Origin of the sequence: Streptococcus sanguinis SK1 = NCTC 7863 (assembly GCF_000194945.1) — a bacterium.
Lineage (GTDB): Bacteria > Bacillota > Bacilli > Lactobacillales > Streptococcaceae > Streptococcus > Streptococcus sanguinis.
Genome location: NZ_GL878507.1, coordinates 982,370 through 998,270, shown reverse-complemented (window position 1 = coordinate 998,270; position 15,901 = coordinate 982,370). Strand labels below are relative to the sequence as shown.

Below are 15,901 nucleotides of genomic sequence, written 5' to 3'. Positions count from 1 at the left end.
CAAATGGAAGATTTAGGTAAAGTTTTTCGTGATTTTCGTTTAAATGGGCATTATTCTTTGAAGGAAGCGGCTGGTCAGGTTTGCTCGACTTCTCAGCTGTCTCGTTTTGAGCTGGGTGAGTCGGACATGACCCTCTCGAAATTTTTAGATCTCTTGGATAATATTCATGTGACTCTTGAAAATTTTATGGACAAGGCACGGAATTTCCAGCAGCATGAGCACGTGGCCATGATGGGTAAAATTATCCCTCTTTACTACTCAAATGACATCAAGGGATTTCAAGACTTGCAAGCGGAGCAGTTGGAAAAGGCCCAAGCTAGTAGCACGCCTCTTTACTATGAGCTGAATTGGATTTTGATGCAGGGCTTGATTTGTCAGCGAGACAGCCAGTTTCGCATGAGGCAAGAGGATTTAGATAAGGTGGCTGATTATCTTTTCCAAGTGGAAGACTGGACTATGTATGAGCTGATTCTCTTTGGCAATCTCTATAGCTTTTATGATGTGGACTACGTCTACCGTCTGGGCAAGGAAGTCATGGAGCGGGAGGACTACTACAAAGAAATCGGTCGCCATAAGAGACTAGTCTTGATTATAGCTCTCAATTGTTACCAGCATTGTTTGGAAAGTCGTTCTTTTGATAAGGCTAGTTATTTTGAGGCTTACGTGGAGAAAATCATTGGCAAGGGCATTAAACTCTATGAACGCAATGTGTTCCTCTATCTCAAGGGGTTTGCTGCTTATCAGAAGGAGCAGAAGAAGCAGGGCATCAAGCAAATGCAGGAAGCCATGCACATCTTTGAAGTGCTGAATTTACCTGAGCAAGTTGCCTATTATCAAGAGCATTTCCATAAGTTTGTAAAAGTATAATTTCCCAAATATGGGAAAAATAAAGAACCTCCCTCCATTCCTGATACAATAGTTTCAGAAATGAAAGGAGGTATTTTTATGAATCGACAGGCAGCACAGCTGATTACACGGGCTGCTATTAATAAAATTGGGAATATGCTTTATGATTATGGGAATAGCATCTGGCTTGCTTCTTTGGGAGCTCTGGGACAGACGGTCTTGGGCATTTACCAGATATCAGAGCTAGTCACTTCTATCTTATTTAATCCTTTGGGTGGGGCCATTACGGACCGCTTTTCCAGGCGTAAGGTTTTGATGGTAACAGATTTGATTTGTGCTGGTCTTTGTCTGCTGATTTCTTTTATTTCAAATGACCAGCTCATGATTGGAGCGTTGATTTTTGCCAATGTAGTTCAGGCTATAGCCTTTGCTTTTTCTCGGCCAGCTAATAAGTCTTATATTACCGAAATTGTGGACAAGGAAGACATCGTGGCCTACAATTCTCATCTGGAATTGGCCTTGCAGGTTATCAGCGTCTCAGCTCCAGTTTTATCTTTTATCGTGATGCAGTATGCAAATTTGCGCGTGACCCTTCAGCTGGATGCTCTTAGCTTCTTTCTGGCTTTTGCCTTGGTTTACTTTCTGCCTAATCATGAGCCAAGCAAGCAGAAGTCTCCCATCAATCTTGGAAATATCCTGATAGATATTAAGGAAGGTTTAGTTTATATCCGTCAGCAAAAAGAAATCTTCTTTCTGCTCTTGGTAGCTTCTGCAGTCAATTTTTTCTTTGCGGCCTTTAATTATCTATTGCCTTTTACCAATCAGCTCTACAGTAAGACAGGCTCTTATGCGACCATTTTGAGTTTGGGTGCTATAGGCTCAATCATCGGAGCCATTCTAGCCAGCAAGGTTAAGGCCAGTATGGGCAATTTACTTGTAGCCCTGCTATTGACCGGTGTTGGAGTCGCAGTCATGGGTGTCTCAGCCTTGCTACCGGTTCATCCATATTTCTCCTATTCTGGTAATCTTATCTGTGAGCTCTTTATGACTGTGTTCAACATTCATTTCTTCAGCCAGGTTCAGACCAAGGTGGACAAGCAGTATCTAGGCCGCGTTTTCTCAACGATCTACACGCTGGCAATTCTTTTCATGCCTCCTGCGACTTTTCTAATGACTCTTCTGCCGAGTGTCAGCACCCTTTCCTTTCTCTTGATTGGTTTTGGAGTGATGGGATTGGCTTTGATTTCCTACCTTTATCAAAAGAGAATACAAAAAAACTAGGCTGGAATAATTTCCAACCTAGTTTTCTGTATGGGAATTTTTAAGTGCTTCTTTGGTTTTCTTAAGCTCTTTTTTCAGCGAGAAGTTTTTTAGCATGCTGATGAGAAAGGTCGTGACAGAGCCTAGGAGCACTGAGACTAAAATCAATATGATTAAGGGAAGTTTGAAGCTGAACAGGATAAAGCTGACGTTGACACTCTGCATATTGGCCAAGGAAATACCAGCAACCAATAGAATGGTAATTAAAAGCAGAATATAATGCAATTTTTCTTTCATAGTGATTCTCCTGTTTATCTATTCAAACTCAGCCTTGCTCTTGATATCTCCATATTCTTCTGGGATTTCTTGGGCAAGGATATCTTCATAAGCGGCTAGTTGAATATCTGAGCCATATTTGTTTTTCAGAGCGGTGGTCACCAGACGGTAGGCCAAGTTCGCATTGCGGGACAAGATAGGGCCATGGAAGTAGGAGCCAAAGACATTTTTATAATGAACACCCTCGCAACCATCCTCTTGGTTGTTGCCATTTCCATAGACGACTTTGCCCAGAGGTTTTTCATCGTCCGAGAGGAAAGTCCGTCCTTGGTGATTTTCAAAGCCGTAGTAGGTCTCATTGAATTCTTCGTTATGAATCTTGATGTCACCGATATAGCGATTATTGGTTTGATTAAGGGTGTAATGTCCCATAATACCTAGGCCTTCGATACGTCGGCCAGAAGCTTCGATATAGTATTGGCCTAAGAGTTGGAAACCACCGCAGATAGCTAGCACTACGCCGTTTTCATTGATAAAGCTTTCCAAAGCTTCTTTTTTAGCTGGCATGTCACGAGCCACGATCGTTTGCTCATAGTCTTGACCTCCGCCAAAGAAGACGATGTCGTAGCTGTCCTTGTCAAAGTCATCTTCTAGAGAGACGATATCGACTTCAACTCTAGCGCCTAGCTTTTCAGCCACATACTTGAGCATGAGGACATTGCCGTTGTCACCGTAGGTATTCATGAGATTGCCATAGAGGTGGGCAATCTTTACATTGTAGCGATAGTCCTGGTTTTCGGGAGAAGTGAGGGATCTGTATACCATTAGTTCATCTCCTTTCTGACCACTTGCCGTTCTGCTAGTAACTCGCGGAATTCCAGCATGGCAGTATAAGTTGCTAAGATATAGGCATGCTTGGTTTCTTGCTGTTCAATGGTCTTGAACACTGCTTCCAAGTCCTTAACTTCGGTAATCTGATCTGCTGGATAGCCCGTTACCCGCAGTCGACGAGCAATCTCGGAGTGGCGCACACCGCCTGCAATGACATGAGGAATCTCCATCTCTAGAATTTTCTCAAAGTCAGCATCCCAGATCCAGCTGGTATCAATGCCGTCCGCATAGTTAGCATTGAGCAGGATAGACAAGCTAAAGTCAAAGGGCGCCAGTCCAATCATATCCAAAGCTTGGGTGGCACCGACTGGATTTTTAATCAAGACTAAGGTACATTCCTTATCGCCGATTTTGAAAGTTTCCTGACGGCCAAAGACAGCTCGGCTCTTGTCAAAGCCAGCCTTAATAGTAGCCGGCTCAACACCAAAGAACTGAGCCACTGATACAGCGGCCAAGGCATTGTAGATATTATAAAGACCGCCGATATTGATTTGATAGTCTTGACCATCAATGGTAAAGGCCGAGCGGTTATGCTCAAGTGTTTTGAGAGCGGTCAGGCTGTAGTCAAGCTTAGGACGCTTGAAGCCGCAGTCCTCACAGATATAAGCCCCCAGATTGGCATAAGTGTTGAGCTCGTATTTGAGGATATGCTCGCACTTGGGACAGAGAATGCCCTCTGTATTGTAGTGAGCCAGCTGAGCTTGGCCTTTCTCGGTATCAAATCCATAGTAGCGTACAGGATTCTTCAGGCTTACGGAGTTAAAGAGGGGGCTGTCACCATTCATCAGTACAGTTGCTTCAGGCACTTTAGCTGCAGCATCCAGAATCATCTGGTAGGTCGTGTAGATTTCCCCATAGCGGTCCATCTGGTCACGGAAAATATTGGTAAAGACGAAGAGGCTAGGCTTGATATAATCACAAATCCGAGATAGGCTGGCTTCATCTATTTCCAGCACAGCGATATTTTTGCCAGATTTGCCTTTTTTAGCAGTCAGGAAGGTTGTCGTGATTCCGGTAATCATATTGGCACCGCTGGGATTGGTCACCACTTCTCCAAAGGCTTCCTTGAGAATGCCTACTGTCAGAGCTGTAGTCAGTGTTTTACCATTGGTTCCGGTAATAACCACGACCTCATAGTTTTTTGCTAGGTTTTGCAAAATATTTTTATCAAATGTCAGGGCAACTTTCCCTGGCAGAGTCGATCCACGCCCCATTTTGTTGAGAACAAAGTGGGAGGACTTGCCCGCCAAGAGGCCCAAGGCTGTATTTATCTTCATAAGAAATATTTTATCATAAAAAAGTAAAGAAGGTTACAGAAAAATATTGACAAACGTGATATAATGGGTTGGTAAGTCTTTAAGCGTTAAGACCCACTGTAAAATAAAAAGAGAGAAGTTAATTGAGTAAACTCTGACTACAAGACAAAATCAGGCTGTTACTAGATTTAATAAGTTCGATTTGTTGCTACAGCTGTTTGATTTTGCTTGTAGAGGAGTAGGAAGTCTAAGTATGAATTTTCAACAACTAACCAATCTCCAATATTGGGCCAGTTTGTTTTCTGACCCTTGGAGGATTGTAATTAATATTATTGACGTCGCTATCGTCGCATGGATTCTATATTATCTAATCAAGGCCATTGCCGGTACCAAGATTATGATTCTGGTCCGCGGGGTGCTCTTCTTTATCTTGGCACAGTTTTTTGCCAATATCATCGGCTTGACCACCATTTCTTGGTTGATCAATCAGGTCATCACATACGGGGTCATTGCGACCGTGGTGATTTTCTCGCCAGAGATTCGGGCAGGATTGGAAAAGCTCGGCCGAGCAACAGATATTTTTTCTACAACGCCCATCAGTAACGAAGAAAAAATGGTTCAGGCCTTTGTCAAGTCTGTTGCCTATATGAGTCCGCGGAAAATCGGGGCTTTGGTGGCCATTCAGGGAACCCGCACCTTGCAGGAGTACATTGCAACAGGGATTCCTTTGGATGCAGATGTGTCTGGAGAGCTGCTAATCAACATTTTTATCCCCAATACGCCATTGCATGATGGAGCTGTCATCATAAAAAACAATAAGATTGCGGCTTCCTGTGCCTACCTGCCTCTGACAGAAAGCAGCGGCATCTCTAAGGAGTTTGGAACCCGGCACCGCGCAGCTATTGGCCTGTCTGAAGTATCCGATGCGTTTACTTTTGTTGTTTCAGAAGAAACAGGTGGGATTTCCACTACGCACAATGGAATTTTCAAGCATGATCTGACTTTGGATGAGTTTGAGATAGAGCTGAGAAAGGTCTTCTTATCAGAGCAGGACAAGCCAGCAGGTTTGAAAAAACGCTTCATGGGAGGATGGAAGAAATGAAAAAACGTAAAAAAATTCTTTATATCATCTCTTCGTTTTTCTTTGCCCTAGTGCTGTTTGTCTATGCAACCTCTAGCAGTTATCAAAACAATACTGGAGTTCGACAGGTCACATCCGAAACTTATACCAATACGGTTTCCAATGTGCCAATTGACATCAAATATGACAGCGAGAATTACTTTATCAGCGGCTTCACTTCTGAAGTCTCCGTCGCCCTGACAGGCTCCAACCGAGTCAATCTAGCCAGTGAAATGCAGGAAAGTACTCGGAAGTTTCGAGTCGTTGCTGATCTTTCCAAGGCTACAGAAGGCACAGTAGAAATTCCGCTAAAGGTTGAAAACCTGCCAAGCGGTCTGACTGCTACAGTGACTCCGCAGAAGATTTCGGTTAAGATTGGTAAAAAGGCTAGCAAGAAGGTTGAAGTCCGCTACCTCATCACAGACAGCCAGGTGGCTGAAAATGTGTCTATCAGTGGTGTGACCTTGGAAAATAAGGAAGCTACTGTAACCAGTGACGAGGAGACCCTGTCTAAGATAGAGTCTGTCGTAGCTATTCTTCCGACCAATGTCATTATCACTGGCAACTACAGCGGAACAGCACCGCTGCAGGCTGTTGATGGGCAGGGAAATGTCATGCCAAGCGTGGTGACACCATTTGAAACGACTATGCGTGTCAACACTAAAACAGCAGACAGTTCAGGCTCGTCCTCCTCTAACAGTAGCTCAAATACGAGCTCATCAAATAAAAACTAAATAAAATTTTGAAAATAAACTTGGATTAAAGCGGTCTGCCTTGCTTGCAGCCTAAATCTTTACATCCAGGTCTTATGAAAGGAAACTATTTATAATGGGTAAATACTTTGGAACCGATGGTGTTCGCGGAGAAGCAAATGTGGAATTAACGCCGGAATTGGCCTTTAAACTCGGTCGCTTTGGTGGTTATGTTCTGAGCCAGCACGAAAGTGAAGTTCCTCGGGTCTTTGTTGGCCGGGATACTCGAATTTCAGGAGAAATGCTGGAAAGCGCCTTGGTTGCAGGACTTTTGTCCGTTGGGATTCATGTCTATAAATTGGGTGTCATTGCAACGCCTGGTGTGGCTTATCTGGTCAAGTCAGAGAAAGCCAGCGCCGGAGTCATGATTTCTGCCAGCCACAATCCAGCTTTGGATAATGGTATCAAATTCTTTGGTGGTGACGGTTATAAACTGGATGATGAGCGTGAATTGGAAATCGAAGCTTTGCTGGACGCAGCAGAAGATACCTTGCCACGTCCAAGTGCCGAAGGTTTAGGTGACTTGGTGGATTATCCAGAAGGACTGCGCAAGTACCAACAATACTTGGTTTCAACTGGCTTAGAACTAGAAGGAATGCATGTGGCCTTAGATACGGCTAACGGTGCGGCTTCTACCAGCGCTCGTCAGATTTTTGCAGACCTCGGCGCTCAGTTGACGATTATTGGAGAAAATCCAGACGGCCTCAATATCAATCTGAATGTCGGCTCTACACATCCAGAAGCTTTGCAGGAAGTTGTCCGTGAGTCTGGTGCAGCAATTGGTCTGGCCTTTGATGGAGATAGCGACCGCTTGATTGCTGTGGATGAAAATGGTGAGCTGGTAGATGGTGACAAGATTATGTACATTATCGGTAAATACCTGTCTGAAAAAGGCGAGCTGGCGCAGAATACCATTGTTACGACCGTCATGTCCAATCTTGGCTTCCATAAGGCTTTGGATCGCGAAGGTATCCAAAAGGCTGTGACAGCAGTTGGTGACCGCTATGTAGTAGAGGAAATGCGCAAGAATGGCTATAATCTAGGTGGCGAGCAGTCTGGACATGTTATCATCATGGACTACAATACGACAGGTGACGGTCAGCTTTCAGCTGTGCAATTGACCAAGGTCATGCAGGAAACAGGTAAAAAACTATCCGAATTGGCTGCTGAAGTAACCATCTATCCGCAGAAACTGGTCAATATCCGTGTGGAAAACAGCATGAAGGATAAGGCGATGGAAGTTCCAGCTATCAAGACAGTGATTGAGAGAATGGAAGCTGAAATGGCTGGCAATGGCCGGATTTTGGTTCGTCCGAGCGGAACTGAGCCTCTGCTGAGGGTCATGGCTGAAGCACCAACTGACGAAGAAGTAAATTATTATGTAGATACCATTGCTAATGTTGTTCGAGATGAAATTGGGATAGACTAATAAATGTAAAGAAACTGAGACATAATGTCTTGGTTTTTTTATATTCGTATGAATTTTTAAACACTTTGAATAAAAATGTTGATAAATTGCAATACTCTTGGTATAATAAGCTACGAAAGGAGTATAAGATGAAAAATAAGAAAACACTTATTCTTAAAATTTTAATCTTGTTAACGGCTATTGTTACAGGTCTTGGTTTGGCTGCTAGGACACAGGCTGCTGAGGTAACAGATTATACCCAGCAAACAAGCATTACCAAAGATGGTGTGCCATTAACAAGTGACTCAACAGTTATGACCAATGAAACTCTGTCTGTAACAACTAGTTTCACATTCCCGTCATCTCAAACTATCGCTGAAGGCGACACCCTTACTTTCTCACTGCCGCAGGAATTAACCCTGATTACTCCCTTAAACTTCCAAGTATCTGATGTTGTCAATCACAAGGGAGAAGTAGTCGGAAAAGCTCAAGCGAATCCAGCAAGTCAGACTGTTACGGTAACCTTTAGTAATTACTTTACTAACTACACCGAACAAAAAGAAATGTCCCTGACTTTTAATGTACGAGTTAATAACGACAAGGTACAAAATTCAGAGCCGGTTTCCTTCAAATTTGGCCAGACAGATTTTTCTTTCCAATACGAAAAGGTAGAAGGAACTGCTGGTGAGTATGAAATGAAATATGGTTACCAAGACAGTAGCGATCCAAAGATTGTCAAGTGGCGCATTATCCTGAATGCAAGACAGGACATGCTTCGTAACATGGTGATTTCAGACAACTTTGGCGATGGTCTGACATTGGTACCAGGTACACTGCGCGCAGTTCGTTATGCTCCTGTAGAAGGTGGCATCCGCAATGAAGCGCACTTGCTGACTCTGCCTGTTTTGGATAACTTCACTAACAAGGCAGTTCTTACGCAAAATGCTAATGGTGATGCCAATGGATTTACCATTAACTTTGGTGATAACTACAACTGGCCAATGTACATCGAGTACTCTACTCGTGTACCAGATGGTGTTCAAGTAGGCGATGTGGTTAACAACACCTTGTCTTGGACAGCTAAAGGCTTCCCAGAGCGTACTATTACTAAGTCAGTCCGCTTAGAAGATGGTTCTGGTAAAGGAAGCGCTCTGCTAGCAAAAGACGTAATGATTAAGGCTCAGAAGAAGCTTGTTAATAAAGAGTTAGAAAAAGGTCAATTTACCTTTGGTCTCTTTGACGAAAGTGGTAACTTGCTTCAAACAGTTACCAATGAAGCAGACGGCTCTATCAACTTCAAGGCTTTAAACTACAGTGCTGCTGGTACTTACCGCTACAGCATCAAGGAAATCCCAGGAAATGATCCTAACTACGTCTATGATGACAAGGAAGCACAGCTGACAGTTACTGTAACAGACGTTAATGGTGAGCTTTTAGGCTCTGTCAAGTATGACTTGGATCCAGTCTTTACAAATACTTATAGAGGTAATGATCCAGGCAAGTCAGTTCAGCCGCCAACTCCTGGCAATAACAACAATCCAAACAACAACCCAAATAATAATCCAAACAATAATCCAAATAATACCCCAGGCAATGGTAACAATACCCCTGGTAACAGTTCCGACAATCCAAAGGGTGGAACAGACAATCCAGGGAATGGAAATAACAATTCAAACAATGGTACCAATGATCCGGGTGCTGCAGGAGGCAACAAAAAAGTTCTGCCTAAGACTGGTCAAGAAACTACACTTTGGCTGTCAGTTGCAGGTTTGGCAATCTTAGTTGGCTTTGGAAGTTATGTCTTTCTTCAAAAAAAGACTAGATAAAATTCAAAGGTTTTAAGAGTTTTCTCTTAAAACCTTTTTGCATACTTTTCCATTTGAAAAAACGGAGCAATCGTGTTAGAATAGACCTAGTAATTTTTAAAGGATAGAGGTGTTATCGTGGCTTTTGGAGATAACGGACAACGCAAAAAAACAGGATTTGAAAAATTGACGATGCTGGTCGTGATTATCATGCTTATCGTGACAGTCGGAGCGATTTTTGCTTCTGCTCTCAGCGCAATCTTTTAATCCAAACGCTTCAGGGCGTTTTTTTAGACTAGAAAAAGAGAATAGAAAAAATGAGTATGTTTTTAGATACGGCCAAGATTCAAGTTAAGGCTGGCAATGGTGGCGATGGCATGGTGGCCTTTCGCCGTGAAAAATATGTTCCTAATGGCGGTCCTTGGGGTGGCGATGGCGGTCGAGGCGGCAATGTTGTTTTTGTTGTAGACGAGGGCCTGCGTACCCTGATGGATTTTCGTTACAATCGCCACTTCAAGGCTCAGTCTGGTGAAAAGGGCATGACCAAGGGAATGCATGGCCGAGGGGCTGAGGACTTGATTGTTCGTGTGCCGCAGGGGACGACGGTTCGTGATGCTGAGACTGGCAAGGTGCTGACGGACTTGGTAGAAAATGGTCAAGAATTTATCGTAGCGCGTGGTGGCCGAGGCGGTCGTGGAAATATTCGCTTTGCAACGCCTAAAAATCCTGCTCCAGAGATTTCTGAGAACGGAGAACCGGGTCAAGAGCGAGAGCTTCTGCTGGAGCTCAAGGTCCTAGCAGACGTTGGTCTGGTCGGATTCCCATCTGTCGGGAAATCCACTTTGCTTAGTGTTATTACAGCAGCCAAGCCTAAGATTGGTGCCTATCATTTCACGACAATCGTGCCCAATCTAGGCATGGTTCGCACTCATTCTGGAGAGTCCTTTGCGGTGGCAGATCTGCCGGGTTTGATTGAGGGGGCTAGCCAAGGAGTGGGACTGGGAACCCAGTTTCTCCGTCATATTGAGCGGACACGGGTTATCCTGCATGTTATCGATATGTCAGCTAGTGAGGGGCGTGATCCTTATGAGGACTATCTAGCTATCAATAAAGAGTTGGAATCCTATAATCTTCGTCTCATGGAGCGTCCGCAGATTATTGTTGCTAACAAGATGGATATGCCGGAAAGTGCTGAAAATCTCAAGGTATTCAAAGAGAAATTAGCGGCTAATTATGACGAATTTGCGGAACTACCGCAAATCTTCCCGATTTCCAGTCTGACCAAGCAGGGGCTTGCGACCCTCTTGGATGCGACCGCAGAATTATTAGATAAAACGCCTGAGTTCTTGCTTTATGATGAGTCTGAAATGGAAGAAGAAGCTTACTATGGCTTTGACGAAGAAGCACCAGCTTTTGAAATCTCTCGTGATGATGATGCGACTTGGGTGCTGTCAGGTGATAAGCTTGAGAAACTCTTTAATATGACCAACTTTGATCGAGATGAGGCAGTTATGAAATTTGCCCGTCAGCTGCGTGGTATGGGCGTTGATGAAGCCCTTCGTGCTCGCGGAGCCAAGGATGGGGATCTGGTCCGCATCGGCAAGTTTGAGTTTGAATTCGTTGACTAAGGAGGATTGCAATGGGTGATAAACCAATATCCTTCCGCGATGAAAATGGAAATTTTGTCTCTGCAGCCGACGTCTGGAATGCTGAAAAGCTAGAAGAGCTCTTTAATAAACTCAATCCCAAACGCAAGCTGCGTTTAGAAAGAGAAGCATTAGCGAAAGCAGAAGAGGAATAAAACTTCTGATTTTGAAACTATAAACGCTGGGAAAAATTTCTCAGTGTTTTTAAATCTTAAAAAATGTGTTCTGATAGGTAAGTCGATTTCCTTTTAGCTTCTAAGGACCTCATCAATGAAAAAATGGAAAAAGTCAAGGCTTATCAATCTGTCGTGGCCATTGATTGCTATTTTATGGTATAATGAAAAAAATAAGTAGGAGAAGTGATAATTATGGCAAAAACGATTCATACAGATAAAGCACCAGCAGCGATTGGACCTTATGTTCAAGGAAAAATTGTTGGCAATCTTTTGTTTGCGAGCGGGCAGATTCCTCTGTCTCCTGAAACTGGAGAAATCATTGGGACAACTATTGAAGAGCAGACTCAGCAGGTACTGAAAAATGTTTCAGCCATTTTGGAAGCCGCTGGAACAGACTTTGACCATGTGGTCAAGGCTACCTGCTTCTTGAGTGATATCAATGATTTTGTGGCCTTTAATGAAGTTTACAAAACAGCCTTTACAGAAGCATTTCCAGCTCGTTCGGCAGTCGAAGTGGCTCGCCTGCCTAAAGATGTGAAGATTGAAATCGAGGTTATTGCCGAGATTCTCTAAAAAAGGGCTGGAGAAAACAGCTTTTTGACGGATTCTATCTGATGAAAGGATTATTATGTCTGAGAAGAAAATTCAGCTTGTCATTGTGACTGGAATGAGCGGGGCGGGGAAAACCGTAGCCATCCAGTCCTTTGAAGACTTAGGTTATTTTACCATTGATAACATGCCGCCAACTCTGGTGCCGACGTTCTTGCAGCTGGTCGAAGGGACTACTGACAATGATAAATTGGCTCTGGTTGTCGATATGCGCAGCCGTTCCTTCTTTTTGCAAATTCAGAATGTTTTGGATGAATTAGAGCAGAATGAGAACATTGATTTCAAGATTCTTTTCCTAGATGCGGCTGATAAGGAGTTAGTGGCTCGTTACAAGGAAACGCGTCGCAGCCATCCGCTGGCAGCTGATGGGCGAATTTTAGATGGGATTAAGCTGGAGCGCGAACTCTTAGCCCCACTGAAGAATCTCAGCCAGAATGTTGTGGACACAACAGATTTGACGCCAAGGGAGCTCAGAAAGACCATCTCTGAACAATTTTCAAATCAGGCTGACATGCATAGTTTCCGTATTGAGGTCATGAGTTTTGGTTTCAAATACGGTCTGCCTTTGGATGCAGACTTGGTCTTTGATGTGCGCTTTCTGCCCAATCCCTACTATAAACCTGAGCTACGCAATCAGACAGGCTTGGACAAGGATGTCTTTGACTATGTCATGAACCATGCCGAGTCAGAAGAATTTTATCAGCATCTGCTGGGCTTGATAGAGCCGATCTTGCCAGGCTATCAGAAGGAAGGTAAGTCTATCCTGACTATTGCTGTGGGCTGTACGGGTGGTCAGCACCGCAGTGTAGCCTTTGCTCAGCGCTTAGCAGATGATTTGGCTAAAAATTGGCCGGTCAATGCCAGTCACCGCGACAAAAACCGTCGGAAAGAAACGGTGAACCGCTCATGAGAAAGCCAAGAATTACAGTCATCGGCGGTGGAACAGGAATTTCAGTTATTTTAGACAGCCTGCGTAAAAAGGATGTAGAGATTACAGCCATTGTCACAGTAGCAGATGATGGAGGCAGTTCTGGTGAGCTGCGGAAAAACATCCAGCAGCTGACTCCGCCAGGTGACTTGCGAAATGTTCTGGTAGCCATGTCTGACATGCCAAAATTCTATGAGAAGGTCTTCCAGTATCGCTTTGCGGAAGGAGATGGCGTTCTAGCGGGGCATCCTTTGGGCAATCTGATTATTGCCGGTATTTCCGAAATGCAGGGCTCAACCTATAATGCCATGCAGCTTTTGACCAAGTTTTTCCATACGACAGGAAAAATTTACCCTTCTAGCGACACTCCCCTAACTCTGCATGCTGTGTTTGCAGATGGGACGGAAGTTGTCGGTGAAAGCAATCTGACCAGTAAGAGCGGAATGATTGAGTGGGTCTATGTGACCAATACCTATGATGACAAGAAGCCTGCTGCTAGCAAAAAGGTGGTTGAAAGTATCCTGGAAAGCGATATGGTGGTTCTGGGACCAGGTTCGCTATTTACCTCAATCTTGCCTAATCTCGTTATCGAGGAAATCGGCCAGGCTCTTTTGGATACCAAAGCAGAAGTGGCCTATGTTTGCAATATCATGACCCAGCGAGGTGAAACAGAGCATTTTTCAGACAGCGACCACGTCCAAGTACTGCATCGCCATCTAGGCAGGAAGTTTGTAGATACAGTCTTGGTTAATATCGAACATGTCCCTCACGAGTACATGGACAGTAATCAGTTTGACGAATATCTGATACAGGTGGAGCATGATTTTCAGGGGTTACAAGAGCAGGTTCCGCGCGTTATTTCTTCGAACTTTCTTCGTTTGGAAAATGGCGGAGCTTTCCATGACGGTGAGTTGGTCGTTGATGAATTGATGCAGATTATACAGGTACGCAAATGAGCTTTACAGTAAAAGTAAAAGAAGAACTGCTGAGTCTGGCAAACAGAAATAAAAATGAGCTGTCAGCCATGATCAAGATGTCTGGCAGTCTGGGCTTGGCCAGTAGTGGTTTGACACTATCTGTCACAACAGAAAATGCCAAGATTGCCCGCCATCTCTATGAGTTGCTATCGGACCTTTATCAGGTCAAGTCAGAAATCCGCCACCATCAGAAGACCAATCTGCGCAAGAACCGTGTATACACAGTATTCCTGGATCAGAAAGTAGAAGAAATCCTATCTGATCTGCACTTGGCTGACTCCTTTTTTGGTATCGAGGCAGGGATTGACCAGGCTATTTTGTCAGATGACGAAGCTAGCCGAGCCTACCTCCGGGGAGCCTTCCTCTCAAATGGCAGCATGAGGGAGCCAGATTCAGGTAAGTACCAGCTGGAAATCCTATCTGTTTATCTGGATCATGCTGAGGATTTGGCTGCCTTGATGCGGCGTTTTCTGCTGGATGCCAAGACCATTGAGCGCAAGAAGGGGGCTGTTACTTATCTGCAGCGGGCTGAGGACATCATGGATTTTCTCATTGTTATCGGTGCTATGGAAGCCATGGCTGAGTTTGAGTCTCTTAAGCTCATGCGGGAAGCGCGCAATGACCTCAACCGAGCTAATAATGCGGAGACAGCGAACATCGCTCGTACAGTCACAGCTAGTATGAAAACCATCAACAATATTGCCAAAATCAGCGACAATATTGGCATTGAGAGTTTACCTGTAGACTTGCAGGAGGTAGCCCAGCTTCGTATCCAGCATCCGGACTACTCCATCCAGCAGTTGGCTGATAGTCTAAGCCGGCCACTGACTAAGAGCGGCGTCAATCATCGCTTGAGAAAAATCAATAAAATCGCAGATGAATTATAAAAGCTGCTGAGCTTGAGCTCGGCAGCTGTTTTTATAGGCTTGTAGAATGTTTAGGTTGGACTTTTTGCTCAGGATAGATATGGTTAATGGCATTGTTGACAGCAGTAGGTGCCTCACCCAGCCCAGTTGCAATCAGATCAATCTTCCCCTCGTAGCTACAGCAGTCTCCAGCTGCATAGATACCTGGCACGGAAGTTTCTTGCTTGCTATTGACCAAAATCTTGTGACGGTTGAGTTCCAAGCCCCAATCTTTGAGATTGCCGACAGAGGATTTAAAACCGTAGTTGACAAAGAGGTGATCCAGAGGCAGAAGCTGACTTTCCTCCCCCTTGACTCGGCTGATTTCCAAGTGGGTTATCTTGCCATTTTCACCAACCAATCGGCTCGGTATAAATGGTGTCTTAATCTCAACACTAGAAGCCTTGAGTTCTTCCACACTATGCTCTAAAGCTCGGAAGTTGTCCCGACGATGAACCAGACTGGTTTCTGCAATCTTTTCAAAAGCTAGCGCCCAGTCAACAGCCGAGTCACCGCCGCCCAGAACAACAACCTTTTTGCCTGCGTACTGGCTGATGTTTGAAACGTGATAGTGAAGGTTGCTGTAGCTTTCAGCATCATCTAGCTCCAAAGCCCTTGGTTTGAAGGCACCGCCTCCCATGGCGATGATAATGGTTTTGGTCTGATGCTGAGCTTGAGAAGTCGTGATGGTGAAGCCATCATCAGATTTGGCGATATCCAGCACTGTTTCATTGAGGCAAATCTCAGTCTGGAAAGTTTCCAGCTGCTCAATCAGACGCTGTGTCAGTTCTTCGCCACTTAGATTGGTAAAGCCCGGTACATCCAGAATCTTCTTCTCTGGATAGAGAATGGCTGGCTGACCACCCAGCTGAGGCAGAGAATCAATGATTTTAACCTTGGCTTGGCGCAGATGGGCGTAAAAAGCTGCGAATAGGCCAACTGGACCGCCGCCGACAATCGTAATATCATACAGTTCAGACATAATCTTCCTCAATCTTTTTAAAATAAACTAGCATTATTGTACCACAAAAAGGGGTTGAAATGTA

At 44.3% G+C, this 15,901-nt stretch carries 16 protein-coding genes and 1 pseudogene; 13 read left to right on the top strand and 4 right to left on the bottom strand.

Features of this window, described 5'->3' with window-relative positions; genetic code table 11:
- The first annotated feature begins 3 nt into the window (after nucleotides 1-3).
- Both HMPREF9378_RS06210 and HMPREF9378_RS06215 read left to right on the top strand, forming a co-directional pair.
- Entirely contained in the window at nucleotides 4-867 is an 864-nt protein-coding gene (locus HMPREF9378_RS06210; RefSeq protein WP_002913726.1) for an Rgg family transcriptional regulator, read from the top strand.
- Nucleotides 868-945: 78 nt separating this feature from the next.
- On the top strand, nucleotides 946-2,127 hold the full coding sequence (locus HMPREF9378_RS06215; protein WP_032911170.1) for an MFS transporter: 1,182 nt from the start codon (nucleotides 946-948) through the stop codon (nucleotides 2,125-2,127).
- An 18-nt stretch (nucleotides 2,128-2,145) separates the two neighbouring features.
- Here HMPREF9378_RS06215 and HMPREF9378_RS06220 read toward each other — a convergent pair whose 3' ends face one another.
- The 3 genes from HMPREF9378_RS06220 to murT are packed head-to-tail and all read right to left on the bottom strand — an operon-like array spanning nucleotide 2,146 to nucleotide 4,550.
- Nucleotides 2,146-2,403: a LapA family protein gene (locus HMPREF9378_RS06220; RefSeq protein WP_002902722.1), complete on the bottom strand. Its 258-nt coding sequence runs from the start codon at nucleotides 2,401-2,403 to the stop codon at nucleotides 2,146-2,148.
- A gap of 18 nt (nucleotides 2,404-2,421) precedes the next feature.
- Entirely contained in the window at nucleotides 2,422-3,207 is a 786-nt protein-coding gene (gene gatD, locus HMPREF9378_RS06225; RefSeq protein ID WP_002902723.1) for a lipid II isoglutaminyl synthase subunit GatD, read from the bottom strand.
- The gene (gene murT, locus HMPREF9378_RS06230; RefSeq protein ID WP_002902724.1) at nucleotides 3,207-4,550 is read right to left on the bottom strand and encodes a lipid II isoglutaminyl synthase subunit MurT; all 1,344 of its coding nucleotides are present in this window, start codon (nucleotides 4,548-4,550) and stop codon (nucleotides 3,207-3,209) included. Before murT ends, gatD begins: the two co-directional genes overlap by 1 nt.
- A gap of 232 nt (nucleotides 4,551-4,782) precedes the next feature.
- Here murT and cdaA point away from each other — a divergent pair.
- From cdaA to whiA, 11 genes and pseudogenes are all read left to right on the top strand, one after another.
- Nucleotides 4,783-5,625 (top strand): annotated as a pseudogene (gene cdaA / locus HMPREF9378_RS06235) (diadenylate cyclase CdaA); the annotation flags it as partial.
- 2 nt (nucleotides 5,626-5,627) lie between these two features.
- Nucleotides 5,628-6,383, top strand: coding sequence for a CdaR family protein (locus HMPREF9378_RS06240; protein WP_023916015.1), 756 nt, complete (start codon nucleotides 5,628-5,630; stop codon nucleotides 6,381-6,383).
- 94 nt (nucleotides 6,384-6,477) lie between these two features.
- On the top strand, nucleotides 6,478-7,830 hold the full coding sequence (glmM, locus tag HMPREF9378_RS06245) for a phosphoglucosamine mutase (RefSeq protein WP_002902729.1): 1,353 nt from the start codon (nucleotides 6,478-6,480) through the stop codon (nucleotides 7,828-7,830).
- Between the two features lie 65 nt (nucleotides 7,831-7,895).
- A complete protein-coding gene (locus HMPREF9378_RS06250) occupies nucleotides 7,896-9,635 on the top strand; it encodes an Ig-like domain-containing protein (RefSeq protein WP_002902731.1) in 1,740 nt (579 codons plus the stop codon).
- Nucleotides 9,636-9,752: 117 nt separating this feature from the next.
- Nucleotides 9,753-9,881, top strand: coding sequence for a DUF4044 domain-containing protein (locus tag HMPREF9378_RS11180; protein WP_002895969.1), 129 nt, complete (start codon nucleotides 9,753-9,755; stop codon nucleotides 9,879-9,881).
- A 50-nt stretch (nucleotides 9,882-9,931) separates the two neighbouring features.
- Nucleotides 9,932-11,242, top strand: a complete 1,311-nt coding sequence (obgE, locus tag HMPREF9378_RS06255) for a GTPase ObgE (protein ID WP_002902732.1) — start codon at nucleotides 9,932-9,934, stop codon at nucleotides 11,240-11,242.
- 11 nt (nucleotides 11,243-11,253) lie between these two features.
- Nucleotides 11,254-11,415, top strand: coding sequence for a hypothetical protein (locus HMPREF9378_RS11655; RefSeq protein WP_002895966.1), 162 nt, complete (start codon nucleotides 11,254-11,256; stop codon nucleotides 11,413-11,415).
- 213 nt (nucleotides 11,416-11,628) lie between these two features.
- Nucleotides 11,629-12,009 (top strand): RidA family protein, encoded by a 381-nt coding sequence (locus tag HMPREF9378_RS06265; protein ID WP_002895964.1) that lies wholly within the window; start codon nucleotides 11,629-11,631, stop codon nucleotides 12,007-12,009.
- Between the two features lie 55 nt (nucleotides 12,010-12,064).
- Entirely contained in the window at nucleotides 12,065-12,955 is an 891-nt protein-coding gene (rapZ, locus tag HMPREF9378_RS06270) for an RNase adapter RapZ (protein WP_002913721.1), read from the top strand.
- Nucleotides 12,952-13,929 carry a YvcK family protein gene (locus HMPREF9378_RS06275; protein WP_002913720.1) on the top strand — a complete coding sequence of 326 codons (978 nt, stop codon included), beginning with the start codon at nucleotides 12,952-12,954 and terminating at the stop codon, nucleotides 13,927-13,929. The genes rapZ and HMPREF9378_RS06275 overlap by 4 nt, the downstream gene beginning before the upstream one ends.
- The gene (whiA, locus tag HMPREF9378_RS06280; protein ID WP_002902736.1) at nucleotides 13,926-14,837 is read left to right on the top strand and encodes a DNA-binding protein WhiA; all 912 of its coding nucleotides are present in this window, start codon (nucleotides 13,926-13,928) and stop codon (nucleotides 14,835-14,837) included. Before HMPREF9378_RS06275 ends, whiA begins: the two co-directional genes overlap by 4 nt.
- A 31-nt stretch (nucleotides 14,838-14,868) precedes the next feature.
- On the opposite strand, the gene HMPREF9378_RS06285 is transcribed toward whiA, so the two are convergent.
- On the bottom strand, nucleotides 14,869-15,837 hold the full coding sequence (locus HMPREF9378_RS06285; RefSeq protein ID WP_002902737.1) for an NAD(P)/FAD-dependent oxidoreductase: 969 nt from the start codon (nucleotides 15,835-15,837) through the stop codon (nucleotides 14,869-14,871).
- Between the last annotated feature and the right edge of the window lie 64 nt (nucleotides 15,838-15,901).